This window comes from Bradyrhizobium septentrionale, from assembly GCF_011516645.4.
Taxonomy (GTDB): Bacteria; Pseudomonadota; Alphaproteobacteria; order Rhizobiales; family Xanthobacteraceae; genus Bradyrhizobium; species Bradyrhizobium septentrionale.
This window is the reverse complement of sequence record NZ_CP088285.1, coordinates 4,031,860-4,047,445: the sequence shown is the minus strand read 5'-3', so window position 1 is coordinate 4,047,445 and position 15,586 is coordinate 4,031,860. Positions and strand designations below refer to the sequence as shown.

Genomic DNA, 15,586 nt, shown 5'->3' with positions numbered 1-15,586 from the left:
CGTGCTTCGCACGCCCGGAATGACGAAAGCTGTTCACGCCTCCCGTGCGTAGCTCTTCAGCCTCGCCTCCAGCACCGCCATCACCTGGTCTCGCACCGGGTCGCGGGAGCCTTTCAGCCAGGCGGCGGCGAGCGGCAGGCGGCCGGCGGCGCTGCCGCGCTTGAGTCTGAGGGGAACGAAACGCACGCCCGGGATCGCCATCCGCGCGGTCCAGCGCGGCACGATGGCAACGCCGAGCCGCGCCGCGACCATGTTGACGATGGTCTGCTTCTCGTCGGCGATCTCCTGGATGCGCGGCGTCAGCCCGGCCTCGTCGAACAGTTTTGTCGTGAGATCGTGGCTGTGCGGTCGCGAGCGGCGCTCCGGCACGATCAAAGGCTGATCGGCGATATCGGGCAGCACGATCTGCTTGCACCGCGCCAGCGCATGTGTGTGCGACAGCGCCACCACGGCGGTTTCCCGAAATAACGGAACGAACTCGATGCGCCGGTCGGGCCGCTCCGGCGGGCGCACGAAAGCGAGATCGAGCGCGCCCGACAGCAGTTTTGGCAACAGACGGATGGTCTTCTCCTCTAGCAGCTGCACCGTGACGTCGGGATGGGCGGTGCGGAGGTCGCGCAGCAGCGGCGGCAGCAGGCCGGCCGCGGCGCTGTCGATCGCACCGATCCGGAATCGTCGCGCCTGTGGCTTGCGCAGCCGGCGGCGAAAGCCGTCCTCAATCGCCTCGGCGCGGCCGAGCAGCGCACGTCCCTCGCGCAGCAACGTCGCGCCGTCTTCGGTCAACGACACCGCGCGCGTGGTGCGCGCGAACAGCCGCACCCCGAGGTCTTCTTCCAGCAGCTTGATGTGGCGGCCCAGCGCCGACGGCATCATCTGCAGGCGCTGCGCGGCGCGGCCGAAATGCAGTTCCTCGGCAGCGGCCACGAAGCAGCGAAGCTGGTGCAGTTCCAAGGTGCTGGCTCCTTTAGACATCGATTCCGTCATGCCCGGCCTTATGCCGGGCATCCACGTCTTGGCGGCACGAAGAAAGGCGTGGATGGCCGGGACAAGCCCGGCCATGACGACCCGGCGAGAAGACGGAGAAGCGATTATATCATTTTTTTGTATAAACCGGCGCGGATTGAAGCGGAAGGGCGCGAGCCTCTAGGCTTTCCGGTGGCGCGGCGAAATGCGCCGTCCCAACAAACAAGACGAACCCCGGGGAAGCCCATGGAAAGCGAGCTTGGCACTCGCGTGTTGCGCAAGATCTCACTGCGCATCGTGCCGTTCATCATGCTGCTGTACTTCGTGGCCTTCATCGACCGGGTCAATATCGGCTTCGCGTCGCTGACCATGAACAAGGACATCGGCCTGTCGCCGACCGTCTATGGCTTCGGCGCCGGTATCTTCTTCTGGGGCTACTTCCTGTTCGAGGTGCCCTCCAACATCATCCTGCACAAGATCGGCGCGCGGATCTGGATCGCGCGGGTGATGATCACCTGGGGCCTGGTCTCGGCGGCGATGGCGCTGGTGCAGGGCGCGACCAGCTTCTACGTGCTGCGCTTCCTGCTCGGCGCTGCCGAAGCCGGCTTCTTCCCCGGCATCATCCTCTATCTTTCCTACTGGTTCCCGGCGCGGCAGCGCGCCGCGGTCACCGCACTGTTCATGGCCGCGGCGCCGCTCTCGACCGTGCTCGGCTCGCCGGTATCGGGCGCGCTGCTGGAGATGGACGGCCTGTTCGGCTTCAAGGGCTGGCAATGGCTGTTCGTGCTGGAAGCGGTGCCCGCCGTGCTGCTCGGCTTCGTGGTGCTGGGCTTCCTGACCGACCGGCCGGAGCAGGCCAAATGGCTGGCCGACGACGAACGGGCCTGGCTGGTCAAGACCATGAAGGCCGAGAACGACGGCAAGGCCGCGACCGCGAGCCACAGCATCTGGCGCGGCCTTGCGGACCCGCGCGTGCTGGCGCTGTCGCTGGTCTATTTCGGCACCTCCGCCGGGCTTTACACACTTGGTGTGTGGGCGCCGCAGATCATCAAGGCGTTCGGCCTGTCGTCGCTCCAGGTCGGCTTCCTCAACGCGGTGCCGGCAACCATCGCCGTGATCGCGATGGTGCTGTGGGCGCGGCATTCCGACCGCACCGGCGAACGCACCTGGCACGTGGTGCTGGCCTGCCTGATGGCATCAGCGGGACTCGCGCTGGCCGGCCTGTGGACCGGCCTTGCCGCCGTGATCGCGGCGCTGACCTTGGTCAATATCGGCATCTCCTCGTCGAAGCCGCCGCTGTGGAGCATGCCGACCATGTTCCTGTCGGGCTCGGCCGCCGCGGCCGGGATCGCCACCATCAACTCGATCGGCAATCTCGGCGGCTTCGTCGGCCCGGCGATGATCGGCTGGATCAAGGAACGCACCGGCAGCTTCGAGGGCGGCCTCTATTTCGTCGCCGCCCTGCTGGTGCTGTCAGCCGTGCTCACGCTGCTGCTGTCGCGCGCGCAAGCCGCACCAGTGCAGGCCGACCCGCAACCCAATCCTGTCCAAACCCGCTAACAACAGATCCGGAGACAACCCATGCGCACCCATTCCATCGCCGCCATCCCCGCCGACGGCATCGGCCCCGAAGTGATCTCCGCAGGTGTCCGCGTGCTCGAGGCGCTGGCCAAGCGCAGCGGCGACATCAGCTTCAACGTCAAGACCTTCGACTGGGGCTCGGACTATTACAAGAAGCACGGCGTGATGATGCCGGCCGACGGCTTGGCCGAACTGAAGAAGTTCGACGCGATCTATTTCGGCGCGGTCGGCGCGCCCGATGTGCCCGACCACATCACCCTGTGGGGCCTTCGCCTGCCGATCTGCCAGGGCTTTGACCAATACGCCAATGTGCGGCCGACCAAGATCCTCCCCGGCGTCGCCTCGCCGCTGCGCAATGTCGGCGTCGGCGATCTCGACTGGGTGATCGTGCGCGAGAATTCCGAAGGCGAATATGCCGGGATGGGCGGCCGCGCCCACAAGGGCCTGCCGGAGGAAGTCGGCACCGAAGTCGCTGTCTTCACCCGGGTCGGCGTGACGCGGATCATGCGCTACGCGTTCCAGCTCGCGCAGTCGCGGCCGCGCAAATTCCTCACCGTGGTGACCAAGTCGAACGCGCAGCGCCACGGCATGGTGATGTGGGACGAGATCGCGGCCGAGGTGGCGCGGGAGTTCCCCGACGTCACCTGGGACAAGATGCTGGTCGACGCCATGACGGTGCGGATGACGCTGCATCCGAAGAGCCTCGACACGATTGTGGCGACCAACCTGCACGCCGACATCCTCTCCGATCTCGCCGGCGCCCTGGCCGGCAGCCTCGGCGTGGCGCCGACCGGCAACATCGATCCGCAGCGCCGCTTCCCCTCGATGTTCGAGCCGATCCACGGCTCGGCCTTCGACATCACCGGCAAGGGCATAGCCAACCCGGTGGCGACCTTCTGGACCGGCGCGCAGATGCTGGAGCATCTCGGCGAAAAGGACGCCGCCGCACGATTGATGGCGGCAGTCGAGAAGGTCTGCGCCGCCGGCGTGCTGACGCCCGACGTCGGCGGCACGGCGACGACGAAGGAAGTGACTGACGCGGTGATCGACGCGATCCATGGGTCGAATGTGTAGGGGGCGCGCGCTAGCTAGCCGCGAACTCCGTTCGCCTCTCCCGCTTGCGGGCAGGGCTATCGCATATGGGCCAGGGCTTTGAGGAGGTAGTCGTCGTTCCATGCGCATTTTTTGATGCGGTGGCTGATAGGGACCTTCGGCGGGTCGGTCATCTGCAGGATATTTTTTGCGATTCGCTTGAGGATGGCGATGTTGGCAGGTGCGTGGTCCTTGCGAGCTCGGTTCATATCCTCGGCGAGATGAACATCAAGCATCCAGTGCAGGCCGTTCTCGACCTGCCAATGGGCTCGCGTGATGTCGAGGGCCTGCTGCGGCGAGAACACGCGCGAGGTCATGAACAAGCGCGTCAGCGGCTCGGACCGATCACGCCGGGAAGTGATCCGGATGATGGCGGCATGGCCGGGCATCAGCGCGGTCTCGACCGGCACCACCTCAGCTTTCCGCCATTCGTCGCGGCCATGACCGCGTTCCGTCTGCTCGACAACCGGTGGCGAGGGCGCTCGTGCCAGCAGGCTCTCGGCTTCCTTGTGCCAGTGACCACGGTTGCCTTTCAGCGCCAGCACATAGTCCGCATTCTGTTCGACGACCGCCTCGGCCATCCGGCGATGGCAATGCAGCGCGTCGGCCGTGACGATCTTGTCAGTCAGATCAATCAGCGCGATCACCTTCAGGGCGGCCTCAATCTCGTTCTCGGCCGCCGTCGGCGACGCGGCCGCAAGGCAAAGCCGGGTTTGCGTGGCGAAGGCCGAGACCGTCAGCGGCGGATAGGCCTGCTGGCCTTGTTCATAGGCGCGCCGCAAGGCCTTGCCGTCGAGCGCGACCACCTCGTCTGGCGTGGCCACAGTCGTGCCGCTGGATTCGCCGAGCGCCCGGGCAAAACCCGCGGCAAACGACGCAAAAGCCTGCTCGAACGCCCGCGGATCCAGCAGCCGCAAAAGCCGCGAGAAAGTATCGTGGCTGGGGGCCACGTCGTAATCGATCAGGCGAGACAGCACAGCCCTACGGGTCTCCGCGAACAACGCAAATTCGGTTGCTGTCGCGGCCCCGCACAGGCTCGCGGCGACCATCATCACGATCAGGTCGCCCAACCGATGCGTCGCGTTTCCGGCTCGGGGGTCGGGAACCGATCCAAAACAGGTTTCCAGGCAGATGGCCGTTTCTCCTTCGAAAAACTGCCTCCCTCAAGAATCCCTATTCAGCCTCAACACAAGAAAAATCCATATGCGATTCCCCTGCGCTTGCGGGGGAGGCCGGATCGCATCGTAGATGTGATCCGGGTGGGGGCTGTCTCCACAGCACGACTCGCGTGTTCAACCGGCATGATTCCCGACATTTTGGACCGGCATGATCCCCGACAGTTTGGGTTAAGCGGTCTGTTCGCCCGGTTCGCGCAGCCCCTCACGAGGCGGAGCGAACCGGGTGAACAGGCCGCGGCGGTCGATGAGACCGACGTCGAGGTCGCAGAAGCGGACGACGTGGTCACCGGTATCGAGTTCGGCGATGCCGACAAGTTCGTTCACCAGCGCCTGACCGATAAAGACGAACTTGCCTTTCCATTTAATCTCCCCATTGCCGCGAACACGGCGGGCCTGGTGATCGGCGTCATACCAGGGGTCTTGCTCGCGATCCGGCATGGTGCGTTGAGATGCTCGATAGGCGTCCTCCGGCGGCCGTTGGCCCAGCGCTTCGTGAGGACGTTCCTTATTGTAATGCTCTCGGAAGGCGTCAAAGCGGGCCTGTTGCTCGGACGCATTATCTGCCGGTGGGCTCGATGTTTGCGCCTTCAAGGTGCGATGCATGCGCTCATGGCGACCGTTCTCCTGCGGCGAGGCCGGACGGATGAAGTGCGGCGTAATGCCGAGCTTCAGCCACCAGACCGACAATGTGGTGAGACCGCCGGCGCCGCGCGAGCCGAACGGCGAACCATTGTCGCAGCGGATTGCCCGCGGCAGGCCATGCTCGCGGAAAGCCCTCTCGAAGCGGGGGCGGACGCCCTCGGTCGTCGGTGCGACGATCTGCAGTTCGATCAGGAAGCGACTGTGGCTGTCAGCCACCGTCAACGGATCAATCCGGCACTGGTCGCGGGTGCGGAACCAACCCTTGAAGTCCACGCTCCACTCGTCGTTCGGCTCCTGCACCGGCGTGCAGGGACGCCGCTGGTCGAGCGGACGGCGGCGGCGCTTCACCGGCGAGATCAGCCCCGCGCGCTTGAGAATGCTCCCAATCGTCGACGCCGCCGGCCAATCGATCTCCGGCGCCTGGCGGTCAAGCAGGGCGAGCAGCTTGCGCGGTCCCAGATAGGGAAAGCGCTGCCGAGCCGCGATCACCTTCTCTGCAATCGCCGCATCGGTCGTTTGTCGGCATTGCTGCGGCGCGTGCGAACGGTCCCTGAACCACTCCGGATCGCCGCTCTGCTTCCGCTGGCGCCATGCGTAAAACGTGTCGCGGCAGATACCGTGACGGCGGCACAACTCCGACACGCTCCAGTTCCCGCTCTCGTACTCCATAAGCATCCGGATACGCTCTTCCATCCGACTGGTCTCTCTGAACGGCATCGTCGGGCCCTCCCGCCGATGCTTCTAGAAACCTGTCGGCAATCATGCCGGTCTAAACTGTCGGGTATCTATCCGGTCTGTACCGCGGAGAGAGCCCCCACCCCAACCCTCCCCCGCAAGCGGGAGAGGGAGCCCTACCAGGGTGCTCACCTAACAAACTCTAGGATTGCGCCGACGTCTCCGCCTCCGCGCAGTTCGTCAGCCGCGCCGGCACGCCGATTGCGGTGCAGCCGGCGGGCACATCCGAGGTCACCAGCGCGCCGGCGCCGATCTTGGCGAAATCGCCGATCGAGAGATGTCCGATCACCGTTGCGCCGGCACTGAGCAGCACACCGCGGCCGATGGTCGGGGCGTGGCGCGGGTCGTCCTGATGGCGCGCGATGGTGACGTTCTGCAAAATCGTGACCTCGTCGCCGACAGAAGCCAGCGCGCCGATGATGATGCCGGTGCCGTGATCGAGGAACACCGCGGTTCCGATTTGGGCCGACGGGTGAATACTGATCTGCAACTGGTCCGCCGCCGCACTCTGCATCAGCAGCGCGAGGTCGGGGCGGTCCTGGCGCCACAGCCAGTTCGACACGCGCCAGGCCTGCAGCGCGGCGTAGCCCTTGAAGTTGAGGAGCGGCGGCAGGAAGCCTGAGATCGCCGGATCGCGGCGCACGACCGCCGTGAGATCAACGGCCGCGGCATCGACCAGCGCGGGCTCGGCCGCATACGCCTCGCGGGCCGCGCGCGCAAACTGCGCACGATCGACCTCGGCGCGGCCGATGCGCCGACCGATCAGGAACGCAAGCGCGCCGCCGAGCTCGCCCTGATCGAGGATGAAGGCGGCCGACGCTTCGAGAAAGGGATCGGCGACGACGGCGGCTTCCGCTTCGCGCCGGATCGAACGCCAGAGATCGTCAGAACTCGCCGTCACGTGCGTCGCCATGATCTTCGCCTCATCGTCCGGGCCGCCGACGATAGAGTGGGCGCGACGCTCCCAAAATGCAAACCGCCCGCTTGCTCATCGCAAACGGGCGGCTCAGGGCCATCAGGTGTTATGGGGGCACATCGCCTGAAGGCTAGCGCTTACCTTCCGTGATCAGCTCTGCGGCGGCTGGTCGTTCGGCGGGGTCGGACGGGTCTTGTGTTGCGCCATGAAGGCGTCGAACTCTTCCTTGTCCTTGGCGTGGCGCAGGCGATCGAGGAAGTTCTTGAACTCGACCTGCTCCTCCTCGAGCCGGCGCAGCGTGTCCGTGCGGTATTCGTCGAAGGCGCGGTTGCCGCTCGAGGGCGGGCCGAAGCCGCCGAACGGGAAGCCGTGGCGCTCCATGCGGCTCTTCATCCGCTCCATCCTGTCCTGCATGCGCTCCATCTTGTTCTGCCAGCGATCCATGTCGTTGTGACTCCAACAGGCCATCTTTCTGCTCCCGAGTGTGAAAAAGAGAAGGGCGAGACCGATCGGCCACCAGATCATGAAACCAAGGATGATCCCGGCGATCTTCAGGGGATGCCACGGCGTCGCGTAGAAGTAGGGGCGGTAGGGTTCTTCGACGGGGCCGCGCCAGCGATTGACATCAGCGGTGTAGGCCATTTCCTTCTCCATGACGGCATCACGCCGTTGTGAATGTAAATAACATTTACATAGATAGCCGACCCCTTGGGAAAGTCAAGCAGCGCGGATGACGCACCCCTGCGATTATTTTTGAAATTTTATTTCGGCTTGCCCCAGGGACCCGCAGGCTTGTCGTCGTCGGCCGCCGCGGTGGCGGCCGGCCTGCGGTCAGTGCGGAAGCCGAGGCCGCGCAGATAGATCAGCACTTCGGCTTCGAGCAACTCCTCCGGCGACATCGGCAGCTTGCGCCGCGCCGCATCGCCGCGGCCGAACAGCGAGGCCACGCCATGCGACATCGACCAGATGTGCAGCGCCATCATCATCGCCGGCGGACGCGGCGTGCCGGGCGGCGCCAGCGCTGCGAGCCGCTCAGCGGCGGCGCGGATGATCGCAAACGCGCGTTCGCTCGCGGCCATCAGGGTTGGATTGGAATCGATCGGCAGGCCGGATTCGAACATCGCGGAGTAGAACGCAGGCTCCTCGCGGGCAAAGGCGAGATAGGCCTTGCCGACCCGCTCGAACGCCGAGACGGTGTCGGGACGGCCGTCGTCCCAGGCCTGCGTCAAGAGCGATTCGAACTGCTCGAAGCCGCGCTGCGCGATGCTGGCGATCAACTCGTCACGGTCGCGGAAGTGCCGGTACGGCGCGGCGGGGCTGACGCCGGCCATCCGCGCGGCGTCGGCGAAGGTGAAGCCGGCCGGCCCCTTCTTCGTGATCAGGTCGAGGGCTGCCTGCAGCAACGCCTCTTTGAGATTGCCGTGATGATAGCCGCGCTCGGCGCGGCCTTGGTCCTTGCGCCAGCTCATGTGAACGGCTTTTACATGAGCCGGCGGTAAAGGTCACTAGGCCAACGGTCCTGGCCGACCCAGGACCGTTGGCCTGGATTCTTGTTTCAACGCGTTTTCCGCGGAAAACGCTATGCGGCGGGGCGCGGGTTAATCAAGATTAACGGATAGGTGGCGCAGGCTCGCTGCTCTCGACCAGAGCAGCCCGGCTCAAGCCAATGGCTCCATCTTCCCCTTCCCCCTGAAAGGGGGAAGGTCGGGATGGGGGCCAGCCGCAGGCGACGAAGCATGTGGAGAGAGCAGATCCCCACCCGCTTTGCTCTGGCGAGCAAAGCGACCTCCCCTTTTCAAGGGGAAGTGAATGGTCCGGCCTCAGCGGCCCGGGATCGGCAGCACCGGCATGATCTCGACGGCCTCGCCCGGGAAGATCGCAAAATGCGGGTGGTTCTCGAACAGCTTTGCCGCCGCTTCGTGCGACGCCGCGCGCACCACGGTGAAGCCGGTCATCAGATTGGCGATGTCGGCGGTGCCGTCAGCGGCGACCTTCTTGGTCTTGCCGAGCGGTCCGCCCATCTCGACGATCACGTCGTGGTGCTTCTCGACCCAGGCGCCCCAGGCGGCCATGCCCTGCTGCTCCTTGGCACGCCGTTCGGCCTCCGGCATCGCGTTCCAGGCTGCCATGCGCGAACCGGTTTTGCCGCCGCCGAGATAGACGGCGAGGAAGGTGTTGGTGCTCATCTTGCGTCTCCGTTGTGGTGGTTGGTTGATCGTCGTGCGTGACGCGATGACGCTCTGAAGCGGCATCGCTGTGTTGGTTAGCGCAGCGCCTTGCCCCAGCCGCCCTGCGGGTGCTCGAAGGTGGCGGCGGCCTGTTGCACCTCCTCGGAGAAATCGCCCATCTCCTGCACCTGGCGGATCTCGATCATCTCGTTGGCGGAAGCCGGGCACTTCTTGGCCCATGCGATCGCTTCAGCGCGCGAGGCGACGTCGATCATCCAGAAGCCGCCGATCACTTCCTTGGCCTCGGTGAACGGACCGTCGGTCACGACGGGCAAGCCGCTGTCGAACCTGACCCGCGCGCCGGTCGCCGGCGGATGCAGGCCTTCCAGGGTGATCAGCACGCCGGCATCCTTCAGCGCCTGATTGTATCGCATCATCGCGGCGACCCGTTCCGGGTCGAGGTCGAGCTTGGCCGGTGCGGACTCGTAGCCCTGCGGGATCATCAGCATCATGAAACGCATTGGTCGATCTTCCTTGCTTGTTGAACCATTCGCGATTCTCGCTCCCGTCATCTCGGGTATGCGCCGTCGGACGCAAGCCCGCGATGACGAAGACGTCACTTCTTTGCGGCCTGCGCGCGCAACCGCTCTTCCCGCTCGCGCAGCTCGGGCGTCAGCGCCTCGCCGAAATCCTCCGCGGCAAACACCTGACGGATCTCGATCTCGGAGCCACCGTCGAACGGTGCGCGCTTCATCCAGCCAATCGCTTCGTCGAGCGATTTGGTCTCGATCAGCCAGAAGCCGCAGACGAGATCGCCGGTCGGGCTGAACGGTCCGTGGCTCACGGTGCTCTGCCCGCCGGCATATTTGACACGGGCGCCCTTATTGGTCGGATGCAGGCCCTCGCCGGCCTGCATCACGCCGGCCTTGACCATCTCCTCGTTGAACTTGCCCATCGCGGCGAGCAGCTCGGTGCTCGGCATCACGCCGGCTTCGGTATCCTTGTTCGCCTTCACGATCACCATGAACTTCATCGTCCTGCTCCGTTGTGGTGGACCGGCGTCGGCCGGCGCTCGTCAGAAGGACGCCGCCGCTCTTGCCACGCCGACAGGTCGAGCGAAATTATTTCGGAGGTCATTGCATCGCGCGCCACAGCCTTCAGCGCTCCTGCCTGACGAGTTCGCCGTCCTGGTGCGACGGACCGAAATAGACGTCGATGCGCGACACCTTGTCGCCGTCGAACACGACAAACTCGGTGTTACGAAAGCTCTTGCCGTCGCGGCCGACGCAGCGATAGGTGACGAAGGCCTCTCCTCCGTCGACCATGATGCGCTCGATCTCGTGGCGGCCGATCCAGCCGGAGTCGCGCCAGCACTCGGCGAAATAGCGCGGCTTGTCGATGTTCTCGCCATAGGGCGTCGAGAAGCGGAAATCCTCCGCAAATGCCGCCTCGACCGCCGCGCGGTCGTTGGCGAGATAGGCGGCGAAGAGCCCGCGGATGATCTCGGCCCTGTTGCCAGCTGCAGCCATGTCGTCTCCACACAATTCGCCCGGGCCTCCGGAGCGCGCTCCAGAACCCGGGCCTCAGGGAGATGACGAACAGGGCGGCGCGAAAACGACATCGCGCCGCAGTTTATTTCGGGAACCGGATGGGACTTCAGCCTTCCTTGGGGAACATGCCGAAATAGGGTTCGGCCTCGCGGAGCACACGCGCGAAGGACGGCCGCGCCTGCAGCCGCGCCAGATAGCCGGCCAGATGCGGATGGCCGTCGCCGAACGGCTCGACCCTGTTGCCGTAGAACAGCGCCGGCGCGGCGGCACAATCGGCCAGCGAGAAGCGTTCGCCCATCATCCAGCCGCCATGCGCGAGTTGCTGATCCCGGATCAGTTGCTGATCCAGGATCGCATAGGATGTACGGAGCTGCGCCCGCGCCTCGGCGACCCCACGTGGGTCCTTGCTGTCCGCCGGCCGCAGCCGGTCGCCGACGATCCTCTGCATCGGCAGATGGACATAGAGATCGAGGAAGCGATCGCGCAGCCGGGTCTGCAGCGCGAGATCCTGACCTTCGGGGATCAAGGCGACGGTGCCGGGATAATGCCGGTCGAGATATTCGATGACGATGCTCGACTCCGGCACGGTCTCGCCCCGCGCCTCGTCGCGGAGCACGGGGAAACGGCCGATCGGCCACAGCGCGAGCAGCGCCGCGCGTTGCGCGGCATCGCCGAGATTGACCATGTTGGGCGTGAACGGTGCGCCGTTCTCGTAAAGCGCGACCAGCACCTTCCAGCAGAACGAGGACAGCGGGTGGTAATGCAGGGTGAGCGACATCAGAACTCCATGGTGAAACCAGTGCCCGGAGGACGACGTGGAGAACGCGCCGCCGACATCCGGCACAGTAATTATTTTTGGCCGTCGCCGGGCATGGATATGAGCTTGGACATTGAGCATCGACGCGACGCGGATTCGTCAAGCACGCGAATCACGATGCTGGATTGCTCTGCGAAGCAGTCAGCAATATCAGGCTTCGTAATAGGTCTATCAGCGTTGCTGAAGTGCACCCGTTCCGATCATCCGCATCAGATGAAAGTTGTCATCGATTCTCGTCCGTAGGATTACGGTGAACATCGCATGCCGACTATGGATGATAGCGTGCACATCGGAAAATTTCTTCGCAAGTTGAAATAGATGGGCGCGCGACGCAACGCGTTGTGCAGTCCGTGCCAGACGCGCGCGAGCAACAGGCTTTACGGATGCTAAACGGCTCGCTGCAACCTTTCCGTGAGTTGCCGCGATCCGCTTTTCCGACTCCCGTTTCTTTTGAACCCTTCACGGAGCCCTGATGTTCAGTTTCAGCAACAAGGCAAACATCGACAGTGCGCTGGCGCAAGCCGCCGCGATCGGCAAGTCGCAGGCGGTGATCGAGTTCAAGCTCGACGGCACCATCGTCACCGCCAACGAGAACTTCCTGAACGCAATGGGCTACACGCTCGACGAGATCAGGGGCAAGCACCACGGCATGTTCGTCGAGCCGGCGTATCGCGACAGCCACGACTATCGCGCATTCTGGGCGAGCCTCAACCGCGGCGAATTCCAGGCCGCACAGTACAAGCGCGTCGCCAAGGGCGGCCGTGAGATCTGGATCCAGGCCTCCTACAACCCGATCCTGGACAAGAGCGGCAAGCCGGTCGGCGTCATCAAATTCGCCACCGACATCACCACGCAGAAGATCCACAGCATGGAAGACGCCGGCAAGATCGCCGCGATCGGCCGCGCGCAGGCGGTGATCGAGTTCAACATGGACGGCACCATCGTCAATGCCAACGAGAACTTCCTCGGCGCGATGGGCTATTCGCTCGCCGAGATCCAGGGCAAGCATCACGGCATCTTCATGCCGCCGGCCGACCGCGACAGCGCGGCCTATCGCGATTTCTGGGCGCGGCTGAACCGCGGCGAGTTCGAGTCCGGCGAATTCAAGCGCCTCGCCAAGGGCGCCAGGGAGATCTGGATCCTCGCCAGCTACAACCCGATCCTCGACGACCGCGGCAAGCCGTTCAAGGTCGTCAAATTCGCCACCGACGTCACCCAGCAGAAGCTCAAGGCCGCCGACAATGACGGCCAGATCGACGCGATCGGCAAGTCGCAGGCGGTGATTGAGTTCAACATGGACGGCACGATCCGCACCGCGAACCCGAACTTCCTCGGCGCGATGGGCTATCTGCTTGCCGAGATCCAGGGCAAGCATCAAAGCATGTTCGTCGAGCCGGTCGAGGCGAGCTCGGCCGGCTATCGCGAGTTCTGGGGAGCGCTGAACCGCGGCGAGTTCCAGGCCGCCGAATACAAGCGCATCGCCAAGGGGGGCCGCGAGATCTGGATCCAGGCTTCCTACAACCCGATCCTCGATCTCAACGGCAAGCCCTACAAGGTGGTGAAATACGCCACGGACATCACCGCGCAGGCGATCGGCCGCAAGAAGGCCGACAGCGCGCGCGGCCTGATCGAGGCGGTCGCCGCCGGCAGCGAGGAGATGAGCGCCTCGATCCGCGAGATCTCGGAAACCATGACCAAGTCGAAGCAGAACGCCGCGGTCGCCTCTGGGCGCGTCGAGGCTGCCGACGGCCAGGCGCAGAAGCTCAATGCCGCAGCTCAAGCGATGAGCGGCATCGTCGAGATGATCTCGAGCATCACCGGGCAGATCAACCTGCTCGCGCTCAACGCCACGATCGAATCGGCGCGTGCGGGCGAAGCCGGCCGCGGCTTCGCGGTGGTCGCCTCCGAGGTGAAGAGCCTCGCCAACCAGGCCAAGCAGGCGACCGACACGATCTCCTCGGAAATCGACGCGCTGAACTCGATCGCCGCCGAGGTGGTGACCTCGCTGTCCGAGATCAAGGCGGCGATCGCCGGCGTCAACGAATACATCACCTCTACCGCCGCCGCGGTCGAGGAGCAGAGCATCGTGACGCAGGACATGTCGACCAACATGCAGCGCGCCTCCGCCGAGCTCGCAGCGTAAGCCGCGGTGCGATCCTCGAAGGGTGCACGGCCCAGGCTGGTGGCCGTGCATCCTTCGGAGACGCGCCCCGGGTGACGAAGAATCCTCGTCGGGTTGACACGTCAGGGTAAAGGTCGCAGACGGTCCGGACTTTGCCCGAACCGATGGACCACCCCGATGACTACAGCTCCCCAAAAAGTCGCACTCGTGACCGGCGCCGCGCGCGGCATCGGGCTTGCCGCGGCGAAACGCTTTCTCGCTGACGGCTGGCGCGTCGCGCTGCTCGACATCGAGGGTGAATTGCTGGCGAGCGCCGTTGCGGCGCTGAAGCAGCGCGACACCACGCTGGCGCTGACCTGCGACGTATCCGATGCCGCCGGCGTGACCAAAGCGATGGCGGCGATCGCTGGCTGCTTCGGCCGGCTCGACGCGCTGGTCAACAACGCCGGCATTGCCGTATTCACGCCGGTGCTGGAGACCTCGGACGCCGACTGGAGCCGGATCATGGCGGTCAACCTCACCGGCCCGTTCCTGTGCACCAAGGCGGCCGCGCCCCTGATGCGCGAGCATGGCGGCGGCGCGATCGTCAACATCACCTCGATCTCGGCGGTGCGCGCCTCGACGCTGCGCTCGGCCTACGGCACCAGCAAGGCGGGGCTTGCGCACCTCACCAAACAGCTCGCGGTCGAGCTCGCCGCGCTCGGCATCCGCGTCAACGGCGTGGCGCCCGGGCCGGTCGAGACCGCGATGGCCAAGGCCGTGCACACGCCGGAGATCCGCGCCGACTATCACGACGCCATCCCGCTCAATCGTTACGGGCTGGAAGAGGAGCTGGCGGAAGCGATCTTCTTCCTGTGCTCGGAGCGCGCCAGCTACATCACCGGACAAATCCTCGCCGTCGACGGCGGCTTCGACGCCGCCGGCATCGGCCTGCCGACCCTGCGCGGCCAGCGGCGGAATGGGTAAGGACACGCAAGCCCTTTCCCCGTCATTGCGAGCGAAGCGAAGCAATCCATCGTTCCGCAAGTGGAGAAATGGATTGCTTCGTCGCTGGCGCTCCTCGCAATGACGGGATGGAGCTACGCGCTGATCAATCCCGTCACCCTGAGGTGGCCGCTTCTTCAGCGGCCCTCGAAGGGTCGACGGCCCGGCCGGCGGCCGATTCATCCTTCGAGGCTCGCCCAGCGGCGCAATTGCGCCGCAAGGCTCGCACCTCAGGATGACGGACAGAGACCGGCGCAATTATCTTAACGCCAGTTCACTGCAACGACACGCCAAGCATTCTCCAGCCGGTCGATCCGCGTCAGCGATAGCGGATCGATGACGAAGCGCAGCGCGAGCTCCGGCGCGAGATCGAGCGCGATCGCAAGCACCGCACGGATGGTGCCGGAATGCACGACCAGCACGACGTCACCTTCCGGCAGGCGCGCGAGCCCTGCCCACGTCCGCGCAATCTGGTCGGCGAAGCTTTCGCCGCCGGGCGGCCGGTTGGTGCCCGGCGATTGCCAGAACGCACGATAGGCCGCCGCGCCGAGCTCTCGCTCGATCTCGCTGTGGCGCCGGCCGGTCCAGTCGCCAAAATCCTGTTCGCGAAAGGCGTCGTCCTCCGACGCCGTCAAACCGAATCGCGTCGCGGTCTCACGCGTGCGCCGCGCCGGGCTGCAAACGGCGAAGGCGCCAGCCGGCAGCCGCGCCTGCAACGTTGCGAAGGCCGCGGCATCGCCGAGATCCGCGGGCGCATCGGGTGCGTGGATCACGCCGCGCGGACCGTCGACCGGCGCGTGGCGGATCAGCCAGAGATGCGTTTCGCCGTCCATCTTCG

16 protein-coding genes are annotated in these 15,586 nt (G+C 65.3%); 4 read left to right on the top strand and 12 right to left on the bottom strand.

The features are described from left to right. Window positions 1–33: 33 nt before the first annotated feature. Window positions 34–951: a LysR family transcriptional regulator gene (locus tag HAP48_RS20960; protein ID WP_166210520.1), complete on the bottom strand. Its 918-nt coding sequence runs from the start codon at window positions 949–951 to the stop codon at window positions 34–36. Window positions 952–1,209: 258 nt separating this feature from the next. Here HAP48_RS20960 and HAP48_RS20955 point away from each other — a divergent pair, with 258 nt between their 5' ends. Both HAP48_RS20955 and HAP48_RS20950 read left to right on the top strand, forming a co-directional pair. Next, window positions 1,210–2,523: an MFS transporter gene (locus tag HAP48_RS20955; RefSeq protein WP_166210523.1), complete on the top strand. Its 1,314-nt coding sequence runs from the start codon at window positions 1,210–1,212 to the stop codon at window positions 2,521–2,523. A 21-nt stretch (window positions 2,524–2,544) separates the two neighbouring features. Further along, window positions 2,545–3,618, top strand: a complete 1,074-nt coding sequence (locus HAP48_RS20950; protein WP_166210526.1) for a tartrate dehydrogenase — start codon at window positions 2,545–2,547, stop codon at window positions 3,616–3,618. A gap of 56 nt (window positions 3,619–3,674) precedes the next feature. Here HAP48_RS20950 and HAP48_RS20945 read toward each other — a convergent pair whose 3' ends face one another. The 10 genes from HAP48_RS20945 to HAP48_RS20900 form a co-directional block, all read right to left on the bottom strand. Then, window positions 3,675–4,763 (bottom strand): ISAs1 family transposase, encoded by a 1,089-nt coding sequence (locus HAP48_RS20945; protein ID WP_210292854.1) that lies wholly within the window; start codon window positions 4,761–4,763, stop codon window positions 3,675–3,677. Window positions 4,764–4,982: 219 nt separating this feature from the next. Continuing rightward, a complete protein-coding gene (locus HAP48_RS20940; protein WP_224496526.1) occupies window positions 4,983–6,149 on the bottom strand; it encodes an integrase core domain-containing protein in 1,167 nt (388 codons plus the stop codon). A gap of 184 nt (window positions 6,150–6,333) precedes the next feature. Then, complete coding sequence (locus HAP48_RS20935; RefSeq protein ID WP_166210529.1) at window positions 6,334–7,104, bottom strand: serine acetyltransferase domain-containing protein; 771 nt, start codon at window positions 7,102–7,104, stop codon at window positions 6,334–6,336. A 153-nt stretch (window positions 7,105–7,257) separates the two neighbouring features. Beyond that, window positions 7,258–7,749 (bottom strand): DUF2852 domain-containing protein, encoded by a 492-nt coding sequence (locus HAP48_RS20930; RefSeq protein ID WP_166210532.1) that lies wholly within the window; start codon window positions 7,747–7,749, stop codon window positions 7,258–7,260. Window positions 7,750–7,868: 119 nt separating this feature from the next. Continuing rightward, entirely contained in the window at window positions 7,869–8,576 is a 708-nt protein-coding gene (locus HAP48_RS20925; protein ID WP_166210535.1) for a TetR/AcrR family transcriptional regulator, read from the bottom strand. Between the two features lie 351 nt (window positions 8,577–8,927). Continuing rightward, a complete protein-coding gene (locus HAP48_RS20920) occupies window positions 8,928–9,293 on the bottom strand; it encodes a YciI family protein (protein WP_166210538.1) in 366 nt (121 codons plus the stop codon). Between the two features lie 77 nt (window positions 9,294–9,370). Continuing rightward, window positions 9,371–9,796: a YciI family protein gene (locus HAP48_RS20915; protein WP_166210541.1), complete on the bottom strand. Its 426-nt coding sequence runs from the start codon at window positions 9,794–9,796 to the stop codon at window positions 9,371–9,373. A 95-nt stretch (window positions 9,797–9,891) separates the two neighbouring features. Next, window positions 9,892–10,308: a YciI family protein gene (locus HAP48_RS20910; protein ID WP_166210544.1), complete on the bottom strand. Its 417-nt coding sequence runs from the start codon at window positions 10,306–10,308 to the stop codon at window positions 9,892–9,894. A gap of 124 nt (window positions 10,309–10,432) precedes the next feature. After that, on the bottom strand, window positions 10,433–10,804 hold the full coding sequence (locus HAP48_RS20905) for a nuclear transport factor 2 family protein (RefSeq protein WP_166210547.1): 372 nt from the start codon (window positions 10,802–10,804) through the stop codon (window positions 10,433–10,435). Window positions 10,805–10,931: 127 nt separating this feature from the next. After that, window positions 10,932–11,603 carry a glutathione S-transferase family protein gene (locus tag HAP48_RS20900; RefSeq protein ID WP_166210550.1) on the bottom strand — a complete coding sequence of 224 codons (672 nt, stop codon included), beginning with the start codon at window positions 11,601–11,603 and terminating at the stop codon, window positions 10,932–10,934. A 511-nt stretch (window positions 11,604–12,114) separates the two neighbouring features. On the opposite strand from HAP48_RS20900, the gene HAP48_RS20895 reads away from it, so the two are divergent. Both HAP48_RS20895 and HAP48_RS20890 read left to right on the top strand, forming a co-directional pair. After that, window positions 12,115–13,785, top strand: a complete 1,671-nt coding sequence (locus HAP48_RS20895; RefSeq protein WP_166210553.1) for a methyl-accepting chemotaxis protein — start codon at window positions 12,115–12,117, stop codon at window positions 13,783–13,785. A gap of 156 nt (window positions 13,786–13,941) precedes the next feature. Next, window positions 13,942–14,730 (top strand): SDR family NAD(P)-dependent oxidoreductase, encoded by a 789-nt coding sequence (locus HAP48_RS20890; protein ID WP_166210556.1) that lies wholly within the window; start codon window positions 13,942–13,944, stop codon window positions 14,728–14,730. Between the two features lie 281 nt (window positions 14,731–15,011). On the opposite strand, the gene HAP48_RS20885 is transcribed toward HAP48_RS20890, so the two are convergent. Next, window positions 15,012–15,581, bottom strand: a complete 570-nt coding sequence (locus HAP48_RS20885; protein WP_166210559.1) for a histidine phosphatase family protein — start codon at window positions 15,579–15,581, stop codon at window positions 15,012–15,014. Window positions 15,582–15,586 lie beyond the last annotated feature (5 nt).